The organism is Flavobacterium sp. (assembly GCF_965262375.1).
Taxonomy (GTDB): domain Bacteria; phylum Bacteroidota; class Bacteroidia; order Flavobacteriales; family Flavobacteriaceae; genus Flavobacterium.
In genome coordinates this window covers 2,328,637-2,348,106 of the sequence record NZ_OZ253527.1, presented here as the reverse complement: position 1 = coordinate 2,348,106, position 19,470 = coordinate 2,328,637, and the positions used below count along the sequence as shown (strand labels likewise).

General features: G+C 33.3%; 15 protein-coding genes. 7 read left to right on the top strand and 8 right to left on the bottom strand.

Annotated elements, in window-relative coordinates:
• Positions 1–154: 154 nt before the first annotated feature.
• Both acs and ACQY29_RS10865 read left to right on the top strand, forming a co-directional pair.
• Positions 155–2,059, top strand: a complete 1,905-nt coding sequence (acs, locus tag ACQY29_RS10870) for an acetate--CoA ligase (RefSeq protein ID WP_428225205.1) — start codon at positions 155–157, stop codon at positions 2,057–2,059.
• Positions 2,060–2,063: 4 nt separating this feature from the next.
• Positions 2,064–4,247 carry a T9SS type A sorting domain-containing protein gene (locus tag ACQY29_RS10865; RefSeq protein WP_428225204.1) on the top strand — a complete coding sequence of 728 codons (2,184 nt, stop codon included), beginning with the start codon at positions 2,064–2,066 and terminating at the stop codon, positions 4,245–4,247.
• On the opposite strand, the gene ACQY29_RS10860 is transcribed toward ACQY29_RS10865, so the two are convergent.
• From ACQY29_RS10860 to ACQY29_RS10850, 3 genes are all read right to left on the bottom strand, one after another.
• A complete protein-coding gene (locus ACQY29_RS10860; RefSeq protein ID WP_428225203.1) occupies positions 4,242–4,802 on the bottom strand; it encodes an exonuclease domain-containing protein in 561 nt (186 codons plus the stop codon). The two genes, ACQY29_RS10865 and ACQY29_RS10860, sit on opposite strands and share 6 nt — an antisense overlap.
• Position 4,803: 1 nt before the next feature.
• Positions 4,804–6,714, bottom strand: a complete 1,911-nt coding sequence (locus ACQY29_RS10855; protein WP_428225202.1) for a DUF294 nucleotidyltransferase-like domain-containing protein — start codon at positions 6,712–6,714, stop codon at positions 4,804–4,806.
• Positions 6,715–6,828: 114 nt separating this feature from the next.
• On the bottom strand, positions 6,829–8,367 hold the full coding sequence (locus ACQY29_RS10850) for a DEAD/DEAH box helicase (protein ID WP_428225201.1): 1,539 nt from the start codon (positions 8,365–8,367) through the stop codon (positions 6,829–6,831).
• Positions 8,368–8,524: 157 nt separating this feature from the next.
• Between ACQY29_RS10850 and ACQY29_RS10845 the strand changes: the two genes are divergently transcribed.
• Together ACQY29_RS10845 and ACQY29_RS10840 are read left to right on the top strand one after the other, a co-directional pair.
• Positions 8,525–8,809 carry a DUF3817 domain-containing protein gene (locus tag ACQY29_RS10845; RefSeq protein ID WP_428225200.1) on the top strand — a complete coding sequence of 95 codons (285 nt, stop codon included), beginning with the start codon at positions 8,525–8,527 and terminating at the stop codon, positions 8,807–8,809.
• Entirely contained in the window at positions 8,802–10,061 is a 1,260-nt protein-coding gene (locus ACQY29_RS10840) for a mechanosensitive ion channel family protein (RefSeq protein WP_428225199.1), read from the top strand. The genes ACQY29_RS10845 and ACQY29_RS10840 overlap by 8 nt, the downstream gene beginning before the upstream one ends.
• A gap of 177 nt (positions 10,062–10,238) precedes the next feature.
• On the opposite strand, the gene ACQY29_RS10835 is transcribed toward ACQY29_RS10840, so the two are convergent.
• From ACQY29_RS10835 to ACQY29_RS10815, 5 genes are all read right to left on the bottom strand, one after another.
• The gene (locus ACQY29_RS10835) at positions 10,239–10,949 is read right to left on the bottom strand and encodes an MIP/aquaporin family protein (protein WP_428225910.1); all 711 of its coding nucleotides are present in this window, start codon (positions 10,947–10,949) and stop codon (positions 10,239–10,241) included.
• 19 nt (positions 10,950–10,968) lie between these two features.
• Positions 10,969–12,522, bottom strand: a complete 1,554-nt coding sequence (locus tag ACQY29_RS10830) for an FAD-dependent oxidoreductase (RefSeq protein ID WP_428225198.1) — start codon at positions 12,520–12,522, stop codon at positions 10,969–10,971.
• A gap of 86 nt (positions 12,523–12,608) precedes the next feature.
• Positions 12,609–14,096: a glycerol kinase GlpK gene (gene glpK / locus ACQY29_RS10825; protein WP_428225197.1), complete on the bottom strand. Its 1,488-nt coding sequence runs from the start codon at positions 14,094–14,096 to the stop codon at positions 12,609–12,611.
• Positions 14,097–14,399: 303 nt separating this feature from the next.
• On the bottom strand, positions 14,400–15,263 hold the full coding sequence (locus tag ACQY29_RS10820) for a bestrophin family protein (RefSeq protein ID WP_428225196.1): 864 nt from the start codon (positions 15,261–15,263) through the stop codon (positions 14,400–14,402).
• 2 nt (positions 15,264–15,265) lie between these two features.
• Positions 15,266–17,236 (bottom strand): KUP/HAK/KT family potassium transporter, encoded by a 1,971-nt coding sequence (locus ACQY29_RS10815; RefSeq protein ID WP_428225195.1) that lies wholly within the window; start codon positions 17,234–17,236, stop codon positions 15,266–15,268.
• 114 nt (positions 17,237–17,350) lie between these two features.
• Here ACQY29_RS10815 and ACQY29_RS10810 point away from each other — a divergent pair, with 114 nt between their 5' ends.
• The 3 genes from ACQY29_RS10810 to ACQY29_RS10800 all read left to right on the top strand — a co-directional run bounded on the left by ACQY29_RS10810 (position 17,351) and on the right by ACQY29_RS10800 (position 19,396).
• A complete protein-coding gene (locus ACQY29_RS10810) occupies positions 17,351–18,007 on the top strand; it encodes a hypothetical protein (RefSeq protein ID WP_428225194.1) in 657 nt (218 codons plus the stop codon).
• 21 nt (positions 18,008–18,028) lie between these two features.
• Complete coding sequence (locus tag ACQY29_RS10805) at positions 18,029–18,172, top strand: hypothetical protein (RefSeq protein WP_428225193.1); 144 nt, start codon at positions 18,029–18,031, stop codon at positions 18,170–18,172.
• A gap of 153 nt (positions 18,173–18,325) precedes the next feature.
• Positions 18,326–19,396, top strand: a complete 1,071-nt coding sequence (locus tag ACQY29_RS10800) for a tyrosine-type recombinase/integrase (RefSeq protein WP_428225192.1) — start codon at positions 18,326–18,328, stop codon at positions 19,394–19,396.
• Positions 19,397–19,470 lie beyond the last annotated feature (74 nt).

Below are 19,470 nucleotides of genomic sequence, written 5' to 3'. Positions count from 1 at the left end.
AGCTCTCTTTTTTATTTTAAAAAATCGTTATAAAATCAAATATGCAATTTTAATTTGGGTAACTTCCTTAATTTGTGGTAAATTTGCCAGCTTATTTCTGTTAAACTAGAAATATATTTTTTTCAAAAAAAACTAAAATTTCAAAAGACTTTTTATGAGTTATTACGCTATCAAAGACTTAGAGAATTATTTTAAAATGTATAAAAAATCGGTACGTGAACCCAAAAAATTTTGGGACAAAGTAGCCGATGAAAACTTTGTTTGGTATCAAAAATGGGATAAAGTTTTTGATTTTGATATGCAAGAAGCGCAATTCAAATGGTTTATCGATGCTAAAGTAAATATTACTAAAAACTGTATTGACCGTCATTTAAGCCGTCGTGGTGATAAAACTGCTATAATTTTTGAACCTAATAATCCTGATGAAGCTGCACAAAAAATTACTTATAATGAGTTGTATGCACGAGTTTCAAAGATGGCCAATGTGCTACGTGACCAAGGAATTCAAAAAGGGGATAGGGTATGTATTTATCTGCCAATGATTCCTGAGTTAGCTATTGCGGTTTTAGCATGTGCACGTATAGGAGCAATTCATTCGGTGGTTTTCGCAGGATTTTCTGCTGGTGCTTTGGGAGAACGAATTAATGATTGCGAGGCTAAAATGGTAATTACAGCCGATGGTGGATTTCGTGGGGATAAGATTACGCCATTGAAATCTATTGTAGATGAGGCTTTATGGAAGTGCCATTCGGTTAAAAACGTTTTGGTTGTAAAAAGAACTCATGAAACTGTTGACATGATGGCAGGTCGTGACCAGTGGTTGCAACCTTTGCTCGACAATGCTCAAGATACTAGTACACCAGAAGTTATGGATGCAGAAGATCCGTTGTTTATTCTATATACTTCAGGTTCGACAGGTAAACCAAAAGGTATGTTGCACACTACCGCTGGATACATGGTGTACACCGCTTATACATTCAAAAATGTTTTCAACTATAATGATGGAGATATCTATTGGTGTACAGCTGATCTTGGTTGGATTACTGGACATTCATATGCCTTATATGGTCCTTTATTAAATGGTGCGACTACTGTAATGTTTGAAGGGATTCCATCTTATCCAGATTTTTCTCGCTACTGGCAAATAATCGAAAAACATAAAATAACACAGTTCTACACTGCACCTACAGCGATTCGTTCCTTAGCTAAAGAAAGCTTAGATTATGTACAACCTTTTCCTTTAAAATCATTAAAAGTTATTGGTTCTGTGGGTGAGCCCATCAATGAGGAAGCTTGGCATTGGTACTATGACCATGTGGGAGGGAAGCGTTGTCCTGTAGTTGACACTTGGTGGCAGACAGAAACAGGTGGTATCATGATTGCACCTATTCCTTATATGACGCCTACTAAACCGCGTTATGCAACTTTACCTTTACCAGGGGTGCAACCCGTTTTGTTAGATGAAAATGGTAAAGAAATAGTAGGAAATCAAGCTGGAAGTTTATGTATTAAATTTCCTTGGCCGAGTATCGCACGCACCATTTGGGGTGACCATGAGCGTTTTAAAGAAACTTATTTTTCACAATATCCAGGTAATTATTTTACGGGTGACGGCGCTACGCGTGATGAAGTAGGCTATTATCGTATTACAGGTAGGGTAGATGATGTGATTATTGTATCGGGGCATAATTTAGGAACGGCTCCTATTGAAGACTCTATCACCGAGCATCCTGCCATTGCAGAAAGTGCTATTGTAGGTTTTCCACATGAAATAAAAGGTAATGCACTATATGGTTATGTGGTTTTGAAAGAAACTGGTGAAAGTCGTGACCGTGAAAATTTAAAAATAGAAATCAATCAGATTATTGCAGACCAAATAGGTCCCATTGCTAAATTAGATAAAATTCAATTTGTGAGTAATCTACCTAAAACACGTTCAGGGAAAATCATGCGTCGTATTTTACGTAACATAGCAGCAGGCGATACTACTGATTTTGGTGATACATCAACTTTATTAAACCCAGAAGTGATTGAAGAAATACAAGCCGGAAAATTATAAATTAATGAAAAATAAATTTTTGACAATTTTAGCACTCTTTTTTTCAGTGCTTAATTATGGACAAGTTTTACAACCTTTCAATATCATATTCTCAAAAACTTTAAATGGTGATTTTGATATTATAGGGAATAATATTTTATCCGTTCATCAAACATCAGCTTATAATGGTTCTGGTATGAATCATTATAGGGTTATGGTTAATGTTGATATAGATGCTGATCCAACTACTTATGCTTCAAGTTCAGCGGTATACCAATTACCGAATAATGCAAGAAATTGCAGTAAAATCAAGAAAGCTTATTTGTATTGGTCGGCAACTTACGAAGGAACCGATCGCTCAAACATTTATAAAGTAAAGTTTAAGGTTCCAGGAACAACTACTTATATTGATATTGAAGGTCAGCTTATTTATGATTCAGTCGTTACTAATACAATATCATCCAAGCCTTATGCAAGTTATGCAGATGTTACCCCATATATTAATGCTTCAAATCCTGAAGGGAATTATACAGTAGCCAATGTAGTAGCCAGTACGGGTTTACATCAAGCAAGTGGTTATAGTGCGGGTTGGTCTTTATACCTTATCTACGAAAACCCTTTGCTCACTAAAAAAAATATTACACTTTTTAATGGTTTTATAGCAAATCTAGGAGAACAAAGCATAAATTATAGTTTACAAGGAATTTTAACACCTCGTACAGGGCCGGTAAATGCTACTTTCGGTATGTGTGCTCTTGAAGGTGATTTGGGGATTATTGGTGATAGGTTAAATATAAATAACAATCCATTAAGTTTAACATCAAGACAATCTGACAATCTTTTCTGTAGCTCCATAACTAATACTAGTGGTAGCTTTACTAATCGATTTCCCTCAAGTCAAAATACTTTAGGTTTTGATATAGCAAAAGGCTTTATTAGCAATCCTGCTAATTCAGTTATCTACAACTCTACGTCAAGTATTGATATGAAATCTATAGATCAAGGCGATGTCTATTTCATTTTCTCAAATGCTTTAGCTTTTGAGTACCATGAACCTAAGTTATATGTATTAGATAAATTGAAAGATTTATATGGAATTGATGTGACTGGAGATCTTCAACTTGGACAAAAATATACAAGAGAATTAGAATTAGTGTATAAAGGAAATGATATTTTAGATAAGCTAGTTTTAAAAACAATACTTCCACTAAATATACTACCACCATCTAATTTTAATTTACCAACAGGTTTTACTTCAACTTACAATTCAGCGACACGAGAATTGGTTTTTACGTTAACAAAAGAGTATTATTTCAACTCTTCTCCAAAAATAACATTTGACTTTGAATTAAGTCCGTTTTGTGAAAATTATAAGGATGCATGCAGTAATCAAATTGCAAATATGACTTTTGCTAGTTATAGAGGCAGTTTATCACAAATTGAAATTATTAATGAGCCAAGTTCTAGTGCTTATGCAGATTGTGGTTTACCTAATAATTTGCCGTCTAGGTATACAGTAAATGTTGAAAACTGCAATTATACTTCAAGTGTTTTATTATGTGATAAAAACCAACCCATAGTTTTAGATCCTAAAGTAGATGGATATAATTCATATTCTTGGCATGATATAAATAACAATACTATAGCCAATTCTAAAACATTAACTGTAAATCAAGCGGGTACATATATTGTAGAATGTACTTCTGCAAATTGTAACAAATTGACACAAACATTTAATGTGAGTTGTAATCCAAACTTAATGATTAGTCAAGAAGGCAATGCATTAAAAGCAAATTTAACATCAAATAATTATACTTGGATGGATTGTGATAATGCAAATACAACAATTGTTGGTGAAAACAATCAATATTTCACGCCACAACAATCGGGTAATTATGCTGTAAGCATGCTTAATGATGTTGGGGAAACTTTGACAAGTTCTTGTTTTAATTATACTTTTTTAAATTCTGAAAAATTTAATTCAACAGAATTTAAAGTTTATCCAATGCCTGTTCAAAATGAATTGAGTATCGATGGTTTATCAAACGAAACTGTAGCTATAGAAATTTTAAATGTTTTAGGTCAAAAAATGATGAGTTTTGATAAAAAACAAGATAAATACAATATTGATGGATTAACAAAAGGAAATTATTTGCTGAAAATAAAAAATGGTAACTCAGTTTCGAATTACCATTTAATCAAGTTATAATTTTAATTTTCCTCGCATTTTTAAAAATAAAAGTGCGATTGCATAAGCTGAATTCCCTGAGGTGTGTACCTCGGGGTTTTTTATTTTATAATAGGTGAGTAGTTCTTCTAATGAAAATTGTTTAGATGCCAAATCTAAAATTCGAGTTTGCATCACTTCTACATCAAGCAGGTTATTTTTGATACGACCACTGTGCAATTTTGATAAATATTCATTGATAATTTCAATATCATAATGTATACGATGTCCAACTAAAGTAGCATTACCTATAAAATGAATCAAAGCTTCAACGGCTTGCGCTTCTTCGTAGGTCAATTCCTTGGCATTGATAATTTTTTCACTATCCAAATCAATTTCTAAACTTTGCTCCACTACAATCTGGTTATTTTCAATAGCGACTGCACCAATGGCAAGTATCTTATCTTTGGAAGGATTGAGTCCTGTAGTTTCAATATGAAGTGCCACCTTACGCGTGGAAGGTGTTTCTAATTGAGACAAATAATTTTTCCAAAAATCAGGATATTCTTTACCTAAATGTTTTAACCAATCGAGCATTTTATGAAAATTGTGTTAATTGAAATGTATCTTTTACGATTTCTTCTAAATCTTTTAAAATAGCCAAAGCCTCTTTCAAGCGTTCTTTTTCTACTTTTGGCAAATGTTCCACATCGATATATTCACCAGTAGTGTCATTATTCAAGCCTTCCATGGTACGATAACGGGACAGCAATAAAAAAGTTTCTGATGCTTGACGATAAGTTTCAGCATTTTCTGGATTTTTAATAATCAATTCTTTATAACGAGAAAAAGTATTGTTTATTCCTTTCAATCCAAAATGAATGGCCAACAAGCGCGCTATGTCTACCAATTGGTTCAAGCCTTTTTCCTTAATATTAAATTTCCCATAAAAAGGACCGCTGTCTTCTTCGTTGAATTTTTTGAAGAAATTCAATGGAGCAGGTTTTTTCAAAGCATCATTTCCTAAATAATCAAGAAATAAAACTTTATTTTTTTCTTTAAAAATGGCTTCTGTTATAGCTGTTTCAAAACTCTGGTCACCATATACAAATTCATAATCAAAGAAAATAGAACAATGTTCATTAGTATATTCACCAGGTGCTTTCATCCAATTTTGGTATTGAGCGACCCATTCTGACAACGGTTTACACCATTTTTCATTAGTAATACTATTACCAAAATTGCAATGTTTATACCCCACACGCTCTAAAATCTCAGCGGTACGTTTGGCCAACTGGCTAAAGTAAAACTTTACATTGCGTGCTTGTTGAATGTCAACATCGTTGTATATCAATATATTATCGTGGTCTGTTAAAAGCAATTGCTCTTTACGCCCTTGACTACCAACACTTAAGAAGGCAAAAGCAACAGGAGGGGAGCCTAATTCTAATATAGCCAACTCAATGGCTCTGGAAACCAGTGCCAAAGTAATTTCACCCGCCACGTTGTATAAATGTTGCAGCGGAATGTTTTTGGTTAAAGCTTGTTGCATCATCGACGCCATTGAATTGTAAACTATGCGCAAATCGGTAGCATTAGTTGCACGTTTTGCTTCTTTTATCAAAACTCCGGGTGAATTTGCTTGCGCTTGCACCAAATCATTTTGGGTAATCACACCTTTTACTTCCGAATGCGGTGTACCATCGAGCGTTACGCATAAGTGATGTACTTTATTAGAAAGCATTACTAATTGAGCCTCTGCTAGGGAAATATTCTCAGCTACAGTAATCACAGGAAAAGTCATTATTTTATACACATGTGATTGAATGGCGTGTTTGCCTGTAGCCACCTTGTATCGGAAATCAGCATCAGTAACAATTCCAACCAATTTGTTTTCTTCGATAACAAAAGCATTGTCTAACAATTGGTCAGTCATTGCTAAAGCAACTTCACGAATGGTTTGATCCTGTTGCACCAATAAAGGTGTTTTATTATAATTTAAAGTCTGTATAAATGAAAAATCATTCTGAAATTCAGATAGTTGTGCATTTTCAGCCAATAATTCTCGACGTTCATTATCTGAAGGATTATTAGAATTTAAAGCAAAACTTTCTAATAAAAAGTTTAAAACTTGTGAATTATTAATCACATATGGGCGAACTCTGTCAATAGGAATGGCAAAAAGGATGGCTTCTTCGTTAGCCTTCGAAGTCATTTGATAATTGTTTTTAGCAAAAAAAGGACGCAACCCAAAAACATCACCTGGATAACATTTGTTTAAAAGCGTTTCCTCTGCATCTGAAACAACGGTTAAATGAATTACGCCTGAATTGACAACATAAAAACTATCATGTAACGCATCGTTAATTTGAAACAATTGTTGTTTCTTATCTAAATGGATGACTTTTATAAATTTTGCAATTTCAGTTAAATCTTCAAAAGTTAAAAAACTGAATGGTTTGAAATCTTTTAAGAAATTGGCAATACTTTCTGCAATCGAATTTTTCATAACAGAGGTGTTTTACTGTGAAAGTAAAAGTACTAACAATTTCAAAATAATACAGAAAAGGATTATAGAAAATTTTCTATTTTACATAATATAAATTATAGTTCATTTATGTGGTTAATCTTCCATAGCAAAAAGACGCTCACGGTACAATTTACCAATAGCCACTTGCAAACGGGTTTTATAGTCATCAACCAACCAATCACGGTAATTTTTTGTAGAATTTGCTAAGCAACGGCAAAATATTTTTACACGGTATTCAATATCTTCGCTCAAATATTTAGCTAATTGTTTAGCTTCGTTTAATTCTTCGGCATTATCCACACACAATCCTGCATGTTGTTGTATAGAATCATCAATTACAATTTTTGGTCGTAAATTTTTAGCTAAAGCTTTATTGAATTCTTCTTCGATATCAAATTCAACTTCTAAAGTATTTTTAAATAATTCACGTACATCTGCCGGCATTTCATATTTGAAATAACGCTCAATTTCAGCGTCTGAACGTAAATTTTCTAAATAATATTCAGGAGATTTAAAAATATGTTGCCAATCAATTGGGTCGTCCCATAAGCCAAAACGTGCTGCATTATTTCCTAAATCAATGATAGAAAATTCATGTTTATTTGGCAATCTTCTAGAACCACGACCAATCATTTGAAAATATAAAGTAATCGATTTTGTAGCTCTATTGATAATGATTGACTCTACGGTAGGCTCATCAAAACCAGTGGTTAGGATTCCTACCGATGATAAAATTGCGTTAGGCGTATGCTTAAACCATTTCAATATATCTTTACGTTCTTCGGTACTCGTTGTATTATCTAAATGACGAATATCATATCCTGCTTTTTTGAACGTTTCGTAAACATATAAAGACGTATTGATACCATTGTTGAAAATCAAAGTCTTTTTCCCTTTCGATTTTTCTTCGTAGGCGCTCAATAATTTGGATTGCATATCTAATTGCGAATACAATTCGTCAGAAGATTTTACAGTATAATCACCATTAATTCCAACTTTTAAACTCGACAACGTTACATCATAACTATAGGTGGTTGCTTTAGCCAAGAAACCATTGTCAATCAGTTTTTTAATTGGATCACCAACTATTAATTCCTTGTAATTTTCATACATAGGAAGCTCGATATTAGAACTTAAAGGAGTCGCAGTAACCCCTAAAATAAATGAGTTTTTAAAACGATTTAATAATTTTCGGAATGAATTATAATGGGCTTCGTCAATAATTACAAGTCCCACATTATCAATTTGTAACAAGTCGTCATTTAAACGATTTTTTAAAGTCTCAACCATAGCCACAAAACATTCAAACTCGTCTTGATCAGGTAATTCTTTAACTTTAGAATTGATAATTTTATTTTTTACTCCAAAGGTATCAAGCATTTTAGAAGTCTGTTTGCACAACTCAATGCGGTGAGTCAGTACAACTACTTTTTTTTGATGCGTTTCTATATAACGACGCACGATTTCCGAGAAAATTACCGTCTTCCCCCCTCCTGTTGGCAATTGATACAACAATCGGAAGTTGGGTTGGGTATTATCCATACGGTCAAATATGGTGTTAATATCTCGCGACTGATAGTCGTAAAGTGTTTTTTTCTCTGCTTTAACGGGGTCTAAATCGCTACGTGTCATACCTATTTTGGAATTTTTGCAAAATTACGTCTAAAAAACGGTTATCCCCACTTTTTTTTAAAAAATAAAATTTATATAATATTTAACTCGAAAGCCTTATTTTGCAGTAGATTTCTTGCCAAACTTTGCTTTACTTTGCAGTATATTTTCAAATCTTATGCTTAGAAATTTTAGGTATGTAGCCTTATTAGAGGGTATTTCGTATATTATCATCTTATTCAACATGTTAGCAATCAAACCAACGAATATGAGTTTGTATAAAACTTTGTTATTCCCATTTGGAATGACTCATGGGGTTTTGTTTATCGCTTATGTATTTTTAGCTTTGAAACTTAGAAAACCACAAGGCTGGAATGATAAAACTATGTTAGAGATTTTAATAGGTTCATTAATACCATTGGGAACTTTTTATATTGAAAAAAAATATTTAAAAAATGTTTGAGAAGACGGAAAAAATATTTGGCTGGGTTTATAAATTTTTCGAAAAATTTGATTTCAATACTACTGTTGAATCTTATATAGGACTATTGGTAAATATTGCTTTACTAAGCGGTATTGTTTATCTTATTTATCTAGTTTGTCGTTTTGTTTTAGTTACTGGAATGGCCATTGTAGCCCAAAAAACACGAACAAAATTTGATGATTTGCTGATTTCAAATGAAACAGCAAAGTATATGTCTCATCTTATTCCGCTGATTTACATTTATAAAGTGGTACCAGTCATACTCGATGATTTCAACTCTTGGGAGACTATTTTTGGTCGTTTAGTTGGTGTATATATTGTGTTATTGACTTTATGGATTGTAATTTCTATTTTAAAAGCTATTCGTGATTATTTAAAAACCAAGCCTGAATACATGGATAAACCTATAGATAGTTATCTACAGGTTATTATGATTCTGTTATGGATTTTGGGAGCAATAACCATTGTTGCTAAAATTTTTGATGTGAGTACGGATACTTTAGTAAAAACACTAGGAGCAGTTTCTGCTTTAGTCATTTTAATTTTCAGGGATACTATTTTAGGTTTTGTAGCTTCAGTTCAAGTATCTGCTAACGATTTGATTCGAATTGGTGATTGGATCACGATGGATAAATTTGGAGCCGATGGGGATGTTATTGAAATTAACTTGACTACGCTTAAAGTCCGAAATTTTGATCATACTATTACTACAATTCCTACTTACAGCTTAATTTCTGATAGCTTTAGAAACTGGCGTGGTATGATAAATTCGGACGGAAGACGCATTAAACGACATATTTTAATCAAAGCCAATTCGATACGTTTTATACGTGAAGAAGAACTTGAGGATTTTAACCGTATTCAACTGTTAACTAATTATATACAAAAAAAACAAGTTGACATTAAACGTCATAACAACTTACATGAAATAGACAAATCTTTATCAATAAATGGTCGTAATTTGACAAATTTCGGGTTATTTAGAAAATATATCACCAAATATTTGGAAAATTATCCTGGGTTAAATAAAGATATGATTTTGTTGTGTCGTCAATTGCAACCTACTCAATATGGTATTCCTTTAGAGATTTATTGTTTTTCGAACGATAAGCGTTTTGAAAACTACGAATACATAATGAGTGATATTTTTGACCATATTTTAGCGGCTATTATTTATTTTGATTTAGAAATTTTTGAACTGCCTGCTGGTAAAAATAACTTGGAAGGTTAAAATTCTTTAAATACTTATGAAGATAAGAATTTAGAATAAATCTTTTAAAAATCAATAATTTCCCACTTGAAAACTCAACGTTAAAAGGTAAAGTAACTGAATAAACCGTTGTTATCGTGTGGGAAATTCTTTTAAATTGTAAATTCAATAATTATACTAATAAATCCGATGCTTTTTTTAAACACCTAAAAGCTGAAAAACTCCTACAGCGAGTAAACTTCCAAGAATAGGACCTATTACTGGGATCCAAGCATATCCCCAATCACTCGTTCCTTTATTTTTAATAGGTAAAAGCGCATGCATAATTCTAGGACCTAAATCACGTGCTGGATTAATTGCATATCCAGTAGCTCCACCTAATGAAAGCCCGATACCTAATACTAACAAGGCAACAGGTAAAGCATCAAGACTTCCTAAAGTGTGCTCTGCACCACTTAAAAATAAGATACCAAATACTAAGGCAAAGGTTGTAATAATCTCTGTCAATAAGTTATGAAAAGTGTTTCGAATTGCGGGCTCATTACAAAAAGTAGCTTTAATTAGCCCAGCATCAGTCGTTTCATCATAATGCTGTTTATAGGCCAAAAACACAAGCGTTGTACCTGCCATAGCACCTAAAAATTGTGCTAAAACATACAGCGGCAAATCAGACCAAGCAAATTTCCCCATAGCCGCCAAAGCTAAAGATACAATCGGGTTAAGATGTGCTCCACTAGCAGCTGCTGATACATAAACTCCCACAAATACAGCAATAGCCCAACCAAAGGTTATCACTATCCAACCGCCATTATTACCTTTAGTTTTGTTTAGAACCACATTAGCCACCACACCGTTTCCTAATAAAATGAGCAGTAAAGTGCCAACAAATTCAAATACGTACGGATTTATCATAATTTTGTTTTTGGTTTTAATTAATTAAATATTGCAAAGCAAGTTTTTTAAATTCAGTCAATTGAGTCTCTTTCCAAAACTGACTTTTTTTCATTTCAATTACAAACAATTCTGCGACTATCTCCGCAGCTTCAATGGCTGCTTGAGCATCCAAAAATAACAATCTTATTCTTCTGGCCAAAACATCTTCAAGGGTTTGTGCCATTTCATTTTGAATAAACCAAACCACTTCTGCTTTTGTATATGGATAGTCGGGATGAATTTTTAAACTTAATTCGGGTTGTCTTTGCATTAGTTGCTCAATAGCTACTTTATCGCTGCCATAAACAGCCAAATGTCCGTCAGAAACTACTGGTGTACAACCGTGAATAGGAAGCCGTTTTGTTTTGCATTTTACAAAATTCAAACCTGCATGTTCAATAGCCACATCAATTGCGTGTTGAGCCATACTTCTATAGGTAGTCCACTTCCCTCCTATTATATGTATTAAACCTGATTCTAAGACTTTTACTGCATGATCACGAGGCATTACTGCAGTAGAGCTTTCATTTTCAACTTTTACGAGTGGTCGTAAACCTACAAAAACACTTTTTACATCTGAACGCTCTAATTTTTTAGCAGTATACATATTAAAATGATGTAGTATAAAAACAATTTCTTCCTCTAAAGGTCTAGGTTCAACATGTACTTCTGATACAGGAGTATCCGTAGTTCCTAAAATCCATTTGTTATGCCATGGGATTACAAAAAAAACGCGTCCATCTTCAGTTTTAGGCATCATTAACGCTGTTTTACCTTCAAAAAAATGCTGATCAACAACTAAGTGAATACCTTGAGATGGAGCAATAGTTTTAACATGTTCCTTTTCGGCTAAAACCAGAAGCGAATCGGCAAATACCCCCGTAGCATTAATTACGGTTTTAGCAGTACAACGTATTGATTCGTTAGTAAAAATATCAGTAGCTACAACCCCTATTATTTGATTATCCTGCTTTATAAAATCGGTTACCCCAAAATAATTAATTACTATCGCACCCTGTTCGACCGCAGTTTGTGCTAGGTTAATAGCTAATCGACTATCATCAAATTGTCCGTCAAAATATTTAATTCCACCGGACAATCCTTTAGCTTTGATGCTAGGTAAAAGCGCTAAGGTTTCTGTTTTAGATAAAAAATCAGTTTTTCCTAAACTTAGTTTGCTCGATAAAAATTCATACACCCATAACCCCATTCCATAATACCATTTATCATACCAATGATAAGCGGGCATTACAAATGGAAGTTTTTGACAAACATGAGGAGCATTACGCAACAATCTTCCTCTTTCAAAAAGTGCTTCACGTACTAATCTGATATTACCCTGTGCTAAATAACGAACACCACCGTGCACTAATTTAGTAGCGCGACTTGATGTCCCTTTTGCAAAATCATATTTTTCTAATAACAAAGTTTTATAGCCTCGAGATGCCGCGTCTATAGCACAACCCAAACCTGTTGCACCTCCCCCAATAATGATACAATCAAAATGAGTGTCAAATTTTAATTTTTCAATTTGGGTTAATCTGTCCATTACTTGTGCGATTATTTTTTTAAGTTTTTGAAAAAAAAAGCCTCAAAATATGCAGCGCAGCTATAATCTGTTCGCTTTAACAACTTTTAAATAAATGCTACCGAAGCATTAATGGCTTTTTTCCAACCTTCATTTAACTGAGTTCTGGTTTCGTTATCCATTCTAGATTCAAAAACGGTATCAATTTGCCATTGATTTTGTAAAGCTTCCATACTTTCCCAAAAACCTACAGCCAAGCCAGCTAAATAGGCTGCCCCAAGAGCTGTAGTCTCAGTTATAGTAGGTCTAATGACTTTAGTATCTAACACATCCGATTGAAATTGCATCAATAAATTATTTGCAGTGGCTCCACCATCAACACGCAATTCTTTAATATAAATCGAACTATCTGCTTGCATCGCTAATAATACATCTCTGGTTTGATATGCAATACTTTCAAGGCATGCTCTAGCTATATGAGCACTCGTAGTGCCACGGGTTAAACCCGTAAGAGTACCACGAGCATGTTGATTCCAATATGGAGCTCCTAAACCTGCAAAAGCTGGCACAATATATACGCCATCGGTAGTAGTTACTTGTTGGGCTAAACTTTCAACTTCTGCTGAAGATTTAATAATTCCTAAACCATCACGTAACCATTGTACCACAGCACCTGCAATAAACACACTTCCTTCTAAAGCATAATGCGTTACCCCGTTAATGCGCCAAGCTACGGTGGTTAATAAGTTGTTTTGAGAAGGAACCAGTTGTTCACCTGTATTCATAAGCATAAAACAACCCGTTCCATAGGTGTTTTTAACCATTCCTGGTTGCGTACACATTTGCCCAAATAATGCCGATTGCTGATCACCTGCAATTCCTGCAATGGGAATACGCGTTTGAGAATCTAATAAAGTAGTATATCCATATACCTCACTACTGCTAGATATTTTAGGTAACATTTGTGAAGGAATGGTAAGTATCTCTAATAATTCAGTATCCCACTCACAACTTTGAATGTTACACAACATAGTCCTACTGGCATTACTTACATCTGTGGCATGCGTTTGTCCTTCAGTAAGTTTCCATAACAACCAAGTATCAATAGTACCAAAAAGCAAGTCTCCTTTTTCGGCCATTTTTCGTGCTTCTGGAATAGTATCTAATATCCATTTCGCTTTAGTTCCACTAAAATATGCGTCAACGACTAAACCTGTTTTTTGTTGAATAAACGGACTAAGCCCTTTGCTTTTCAATTCATCACAAAATACGGCAGTTCTTCGGTCTTGCCATACTATAGCATTGTATATGGGATTTCCAGTGTTTTTATCCCAAACCACAGTAGTTTCTCTTTGATTTGTTATACCAATTGCTGCAATATGACTCACAGATATGCCAGCCGTAGCAATAACCTCGAGCATCGTTTCCTTTTGCGTTTCCCAAATTTCAAGCGGATCATGTTCTACCCATCCAGGGGAAGGAAAAATTTGTTGGAATTCTTTTTGGGCAACCCCAATCACATTACCTTGATAATCAAACAATATGGAACGACTACTGGTTGTACCTTGATCTAAGGATAAAATATATTTAGACATTTTATTGAATTTTAATACTGTTTTTATCCAAATATAAAGAAGAAGTGTTAATTTTTAAAGAAAAGTGATTTTATTTACTGCAAAAAAATTAAACATCTCAGAAAAATACATCCTTTTTTTTAAAATTAAACGATGGCATTTCTGAAATGGATAACTTACGTTGATATAAAATTTTGTAATTTATTGGATGCAACATATGCAAATGCAGAAATTAAAAAATAAGAATTAAAAAATAAGAATTAAAAGTTTCAAAGAAACGTAATAAAAAAAGACAGTGCTAAACTCCATAGACTGTCTTTTATTTTATAAGATTTCTTCAATATTTTTTCTGATATTTTCGGCTATTTTATCAGTAGGTAAGTCATTTTGATCGTTACCAAAAGGTTCTTCAATTTCTTCAGCAATTAATTCTAAACTAGCTAAGACATAAAAAATAAACATAACTACTGGAATCGTATAGTATCCTAAAGAAAATACATAACCAAAAGGCAAAGTCATGACATAAAAAAATATGAACTTTTTAAGAAAAACACTATACGAAAAAGGTATAGGTGTGTTTTTAATACGTTCGCAGGCGCCACAAATATCTAAAAAAGAAGTTAACTCAGGATTTATGAATAATATATTCTCATCGGTCAACTTATTTTCACTTCGCAGCTCCTGAATTTTTTTTACCATCAATTTGATAATTTGATTGGGTTTGTGCTTTTTGTTTTCAATATTAATATTGAACTCTTCAAAAAGCTCTTGACTGATTTTTTCATTTTTTAAATGCAAACTTAAAGCTTGTGCAAAATGTGGAATGGCTTTTTTAAACAAAATACGATCTTGTTTATTAGATAACAAAGCCGATAATTTAACTGCTAAATTTCTACTGTTATTGACTAATGCGCCCCATTGTTTGCGTCCCTCCCACCAACGATCATAAGCGGTATTTGTGCGAAAAACCAAGAGTAATGAAATAACAAATCCCAGCATGCTATGCATGATGGGAATGTTTTTTAAATTATGATCTTCTGCTAATTGAAAATATTCAAGTTCCAAAAAAGCGACACAACCCGCATAACCGCCAATGCTAACCATCAACGGAAAAAGTTGCCTAAAGGTATCGGCTTTATGAATTTTAAAAATAAATGTAAACCAATCTTTAGTATTATACGATATCATAATTAGTCTTTATATACGCGTTCCATTTTAATTTTTTCAGGAGCATGAAGTACCATTGGGAATTTTTCAATTTTAACAGAACTGATGTCTAAACCAAAAGCACTTTCTTCTGACAAGGAGAATCTTTTTAAGAAGAAATATGTATTCATAATGATCTTTTCAGTAAATCCTAAGAAACTATCGTTAGATAAATATTTTTCAGACAATACAAATTTGAAATCCCCCAATATTTTGTTTTTGTGTAACGATTCGTATCGACTGGTTATATCCACTTCCCCTTTTTCAACCATATCTTTGATTACTTCCTTGAACATCAAATTGATTTTTGTAGGCTCACGGAAACCTAAGTTAAAGTCAATTCTGTACAAATCATCTTTTATAATTTCAGTCACACGATACTCTTTACAATACGGTTCGTTAGTTACATTTACATGGATAAACCAGTAAATATCGGCTCTTTTAGGACGTTTTTGAAGTATAGAAAACATCACTTTTTCCTCTATTTCATCTACACGATTGGCATTAGTCATATAAACTAAATGCGTAGCATATTTTGGAATAGATAAATCCACACTCAATTCAGCCAATACTTTTTTATAATGATCTACTTTTACAAATTTGGTGTAATTTTTACCAATTTGTTTAGCTCTGTACCAAACAGCCATAATAAAAATTAAGACAGAAGCAATAATAAGCGTCACATATCCTCCATGCGGAAATTTATCTAAACAAGCGATCAAGAAACTAAATTCGATAGCTAAATAAAATAAGATTACAGGTACGATTATATACCCTGCAATGCGTTTCATAACCATATAATACATCAGTAATATAGTAGTCATTATCATACACAATACGATAGCTAAGCCATAAGCCGCTTCCATTTTGCTAGATTCTTTAAAATATAATACAATACCAATACAGCCTGCTAACAGCAACCAGTTGATAGAAGGAATGTACAATTGCCCTTTTAAAACGGTAGGATATTTGATTTTAACTTTAGGCCAAAAGTTTAATCGAACCGCCTCATTAATTAAGGTAAAAGATCCTGAAATTAACGCTTGCGAAGCAATAACCGCAGCCAATGTAGCAATCAAAATACCAAAAGGCTGAAACCATTCTGGCATTACTAAATAGAAAGGATTTATATTATTAGGGTTTATACTTTTTAAAGTTTCCCCTTGATGTTTAATCAAAAAGGCTCCCTGACCAAAGTAATTAAGCATTAAAGCTATTTTTACAAAAATCCAACTGATACGTATGTTTTGACGTCCACAATGCCCCATGTCTGAATATAAAGCTTCAGCACCAGTAGTACATAAGAAAACAAAACCTAATACATAAAAGCCTTCTGGATGAATTTGCAACAAATGAATTGCATAATAAGGGTTTACCGCTTTTAAAACGTCAAAATTATGTGAAATTTGAACAATTCCTAAAACTGCCAACATTCCAAACCAAATGGTCATCATAGGCGCAAAAAATTTGCCCACTAAACTGGTTCCAAATTGCTGAATTAAAAACAAAAGTACTAAGATACCAATAACAATAGGAACAGTGTTAATTTCTGGGAAATACAACTGCATCCCTTCAACAGCTGAAGATACTGAAATAGGTGGCGTAATAATACCATCAGCTAATAAAGCCGATCCTCCAACAATAGCTGGAATAATAAGCCATTTCACTTTCGTTCGTTTTACTAAAGCATACAATGCAAATATTCCTCCCTCGCCATTGTTATCGGCAGAAAGCGTCATAATTACATACTTTAAAGTAGTTTGTAAGGTTAGGGTCCATAAAATGGCTGAAATCCCCCCTAAAACAACATCTGCATTGATAGCGTGACTACCAATGATGGCCTTCATTACATATAAAGGCGATGTACCGATGTCTCCATAAATAATTCCAAGAGTTACAAGAATTCCACCTAAGGTAAATTTGCTGTGGAGGTCTTGATGATGCGATGCGCTCATAATTGAAGTTAATAAAAAATAAACAACAAAATTAAAATATTTCCTACTAATAGTTTGTATTTTTAACCAAAATTTATTCAAATAGATTACACTACTGATTAGCAATTATTTACCATGATAGAATATTATTTATTACCACTCCTATTGGTTCTTTTAAACGCTTGTAAATCAACCCATGAAACAAAAACAAATCCATATTATACAAAAATCAAAATAGACACCTTACTCCACGATAAAATTAGTGTTAGAGCCTTACTGGTTGATCAGCATAAAATATGGTATGCCGGGAATGGAAATAAATTTGGATTCCTTACTCTAGAAAAAGATGCTCAAAGCTACCAAACAACCATTCAAAACAACAACTTAAAATTAGAATTCAGAAGTATTGCTCAAACCAACAACAGTGTTTTTATACTAACCGTTGCTAATCCAGCTTTATTGTATCGTATTGATAAGAAAACTTTGCAAACTGAGTTAGTGTACCAAGAGCAACACGAAAAAGTTTTTTATGACGCCATGCTTTTTATGAATGAAAAAGAAGGAATTGCGATAGGCGACCCTACCGAGAATTGCCCAAGCATCATTAAAACGGCTGATGGCGGCAACACTTGGACCAAACTACCTTGTTCTACCTTACCTCAATTTGCTACAGGTGAATCGTTTTTTGCTGCTAGTAATACAAACATTACTTATAAAGAAGGGAAATTATTTATGGTTTCAGGTGGTAAAAGTGCCAATTGTTATGTATCAGACAACAAAGGATTTAGCTGAAAAAAAACGGAAACCCCAATAGTGCAAGGACAAACAATGACAGGTATTTTTACTTCTGATTTTTACAATGGTAAAATAGGCATACTAGCGGGGCGAAATTATGAACAGCTAACTGATAACAAACAAAATAAAGCCATTCCCCACGATGGCGGCATAACTTGGTAATTAACCGCTAATGGTACCGATTTTTATAGTAGAAAAAGGATTTAAGCTGTATAGATGATGGATGCAGGATGATGGATGCAGGATCATGATGATTCTATAACACATTGTTTTTCAAATGAATATTTAGTATTTTTATTCTAAATATGCGCCAAAATGAAAAACTATCAGCCATTTAGCTACCTTTTAGGAGAACATCGCGAGCAGAAAGTTATTTTTATAGCTTTTGAAAAAAAAATTGAGTTAATTGAAAAAGTCAAGCAATTAAAGGGAATTCGTTGGAGTCATAGCAACAAAATGTGGTATGTCCCCGATGTGATTGAATATCGAAAACTTTTTGGTTTACCTACCGAATATGAAGTGGGTAAAATTGTTTTTTCAAAAATACATCCTATCCATCAAGGCGTTTTGAATAAGCTTATCGAGCAATTGAAACTGCTGGGGTATAGTCCAAGTACCATCCGCTGTTATAGTTTAGAATTAGCACAGTTCCTTTATTATCTTAACGACAAAAGTATTTATGATTGTACTATAGATGATGTTAAAAACTACTTATTGTACTGCATTACTACTTTAAAACTTAAAGAAAACACGTTACATAGTCGAATAAATGGCATCAAATTTTTCTTCTTAGAAGTTTTAAAACAACCCAAATTAGCTTTAGAAATCCCTAGACCGAAAAAACAAGCACTATTACCTAAATATTTACATACTACTGAAGTAAAAGCTATTTTTGACCATGTGGCTAATTTAAAACACAATACCGCTTTGAAACTATGTTACGGCATGGGATTACGAATTTCTGAAATTGTTAGTTTGAAAATTACCGATATAGATAGCAAATCCATGAGGGTACATATACAAAGAGGCAAAGGCAAAAAAGACCGCTATGTAAACTTACCTCAATCGATACTGGAGCAACTACGGGCGTACTACAAAGCTTATCAACCCAAAGAATACCTCTTTGAAGGGCAATATGGAGGAATGTACTCCAAACGAAGTCTTCAAAAAGTTTTCAAAGATGCGCTGCGCAAAGCAGGAATTCAGAAACCTGTGGGCATTCACAGTTTGCGCCATAGTTATGCAACCCACTTGCTTGAAAATGGTACAGATATACGATTTATACAAGAATTATTAGGGCATCGAGACATTAAAACCACATTGATTTATACTTATGTAAGCGATAAAAGTTTACAAAAAATCATCAGTCCTTTAGATACATTATAATTTTAAATTTTATATTTTTGGAATCAGAAACAATTTAGTTAGCGAAGTACGCTTTTTGTATTGTTTCAATAAAA

Coding starts and splice junctions, on each gene's coding strand:
- ACQY29_RS10830 (WP_428225198.1), bottom strand. CDS start 12,522: ATGGACAGATTAACCCAAATTGAAAAATTAAAATTTGACACTCATTTT.
- ACQY29_RS10845 (WP_428225200.1), top strand. CDS start 8,525: ATGCTTAGAAATTTTAGGTATGTAGCCTTATTAGAGGGTATTTCGTAT.
- ACQY29_RS10810 (WP_428225194.1), top strand. CDS start 17,351: ATGATAGAATATTATTTATTACCACTCCTATTGGTTCTTTTAAACGCT.
- glpK (WP_428225197.1), bottom strand. CDS start 14,096: ATGTCTAAATATATTTTATCCTTAGATCAAGGTACAACCAGTAGTCGT.
- ACQY29_RS10800 (WP_428225192.1), top strand. CDS start 18,326: ATGAAAAACTATCAGCCATTTAGCTACCTTTTAGGAGAACATCGCGAG.
- ACQY29_RS10860 (WP_428225203.1), bottom strand. CDS start 4,802: ATGCTCGATTGGTTAAAACATTTAGGTAAAGAATATCCTGATTTTTGG.
- acs (WP_428225205.1), top strand. CDS start 155: ATGAGTTATTACGCTATCAAAGACTTAGAGAATTATTTTAAAATGTAT.
- ACQY29_RS10820 (WP_428225196.1), bottom strand. CDS start 15,263: ATGATATCGTATAATACTAAAGATTGGTTTACATTTATTTTTAAAATT.
- ACQY29_RS10865 (WP_428225204.1), top strand. CDS start 2,064: ATGAAAAATAAATTTTTGACAATTTTAGCACTCTTTTTTTCAGTGCTT.
- ACQY29_RS10850 (WP_428225201.1), bottom strand. CDS start 8,367: ATGACACGTAGCGATTTAGACCCCGTTAAAGCAGAGAAAAAAACACTT.
- ACQY29_RS10855 (WP_428225202.1), bottom strand. CDS start 6,714: ATGAAAAATTCGATTGCAGAAAGTATTGCCAATTTCTTAAAAGATTTC.
- ACQY29_RS10840 (WP_428225199.1), top strand. CDS start 8,802: ATGTTTGAGAAGACGGAAAAAATATTTGGCTGGGTTTATAAATTTTTC.
- ACQY29_RS10815 (WP_428225195.1), bottom strand. CDS start 17,236: ATGAGCGCATCGCATCATCAAGACCTCCACAGCAAATTTACCTTAGGT.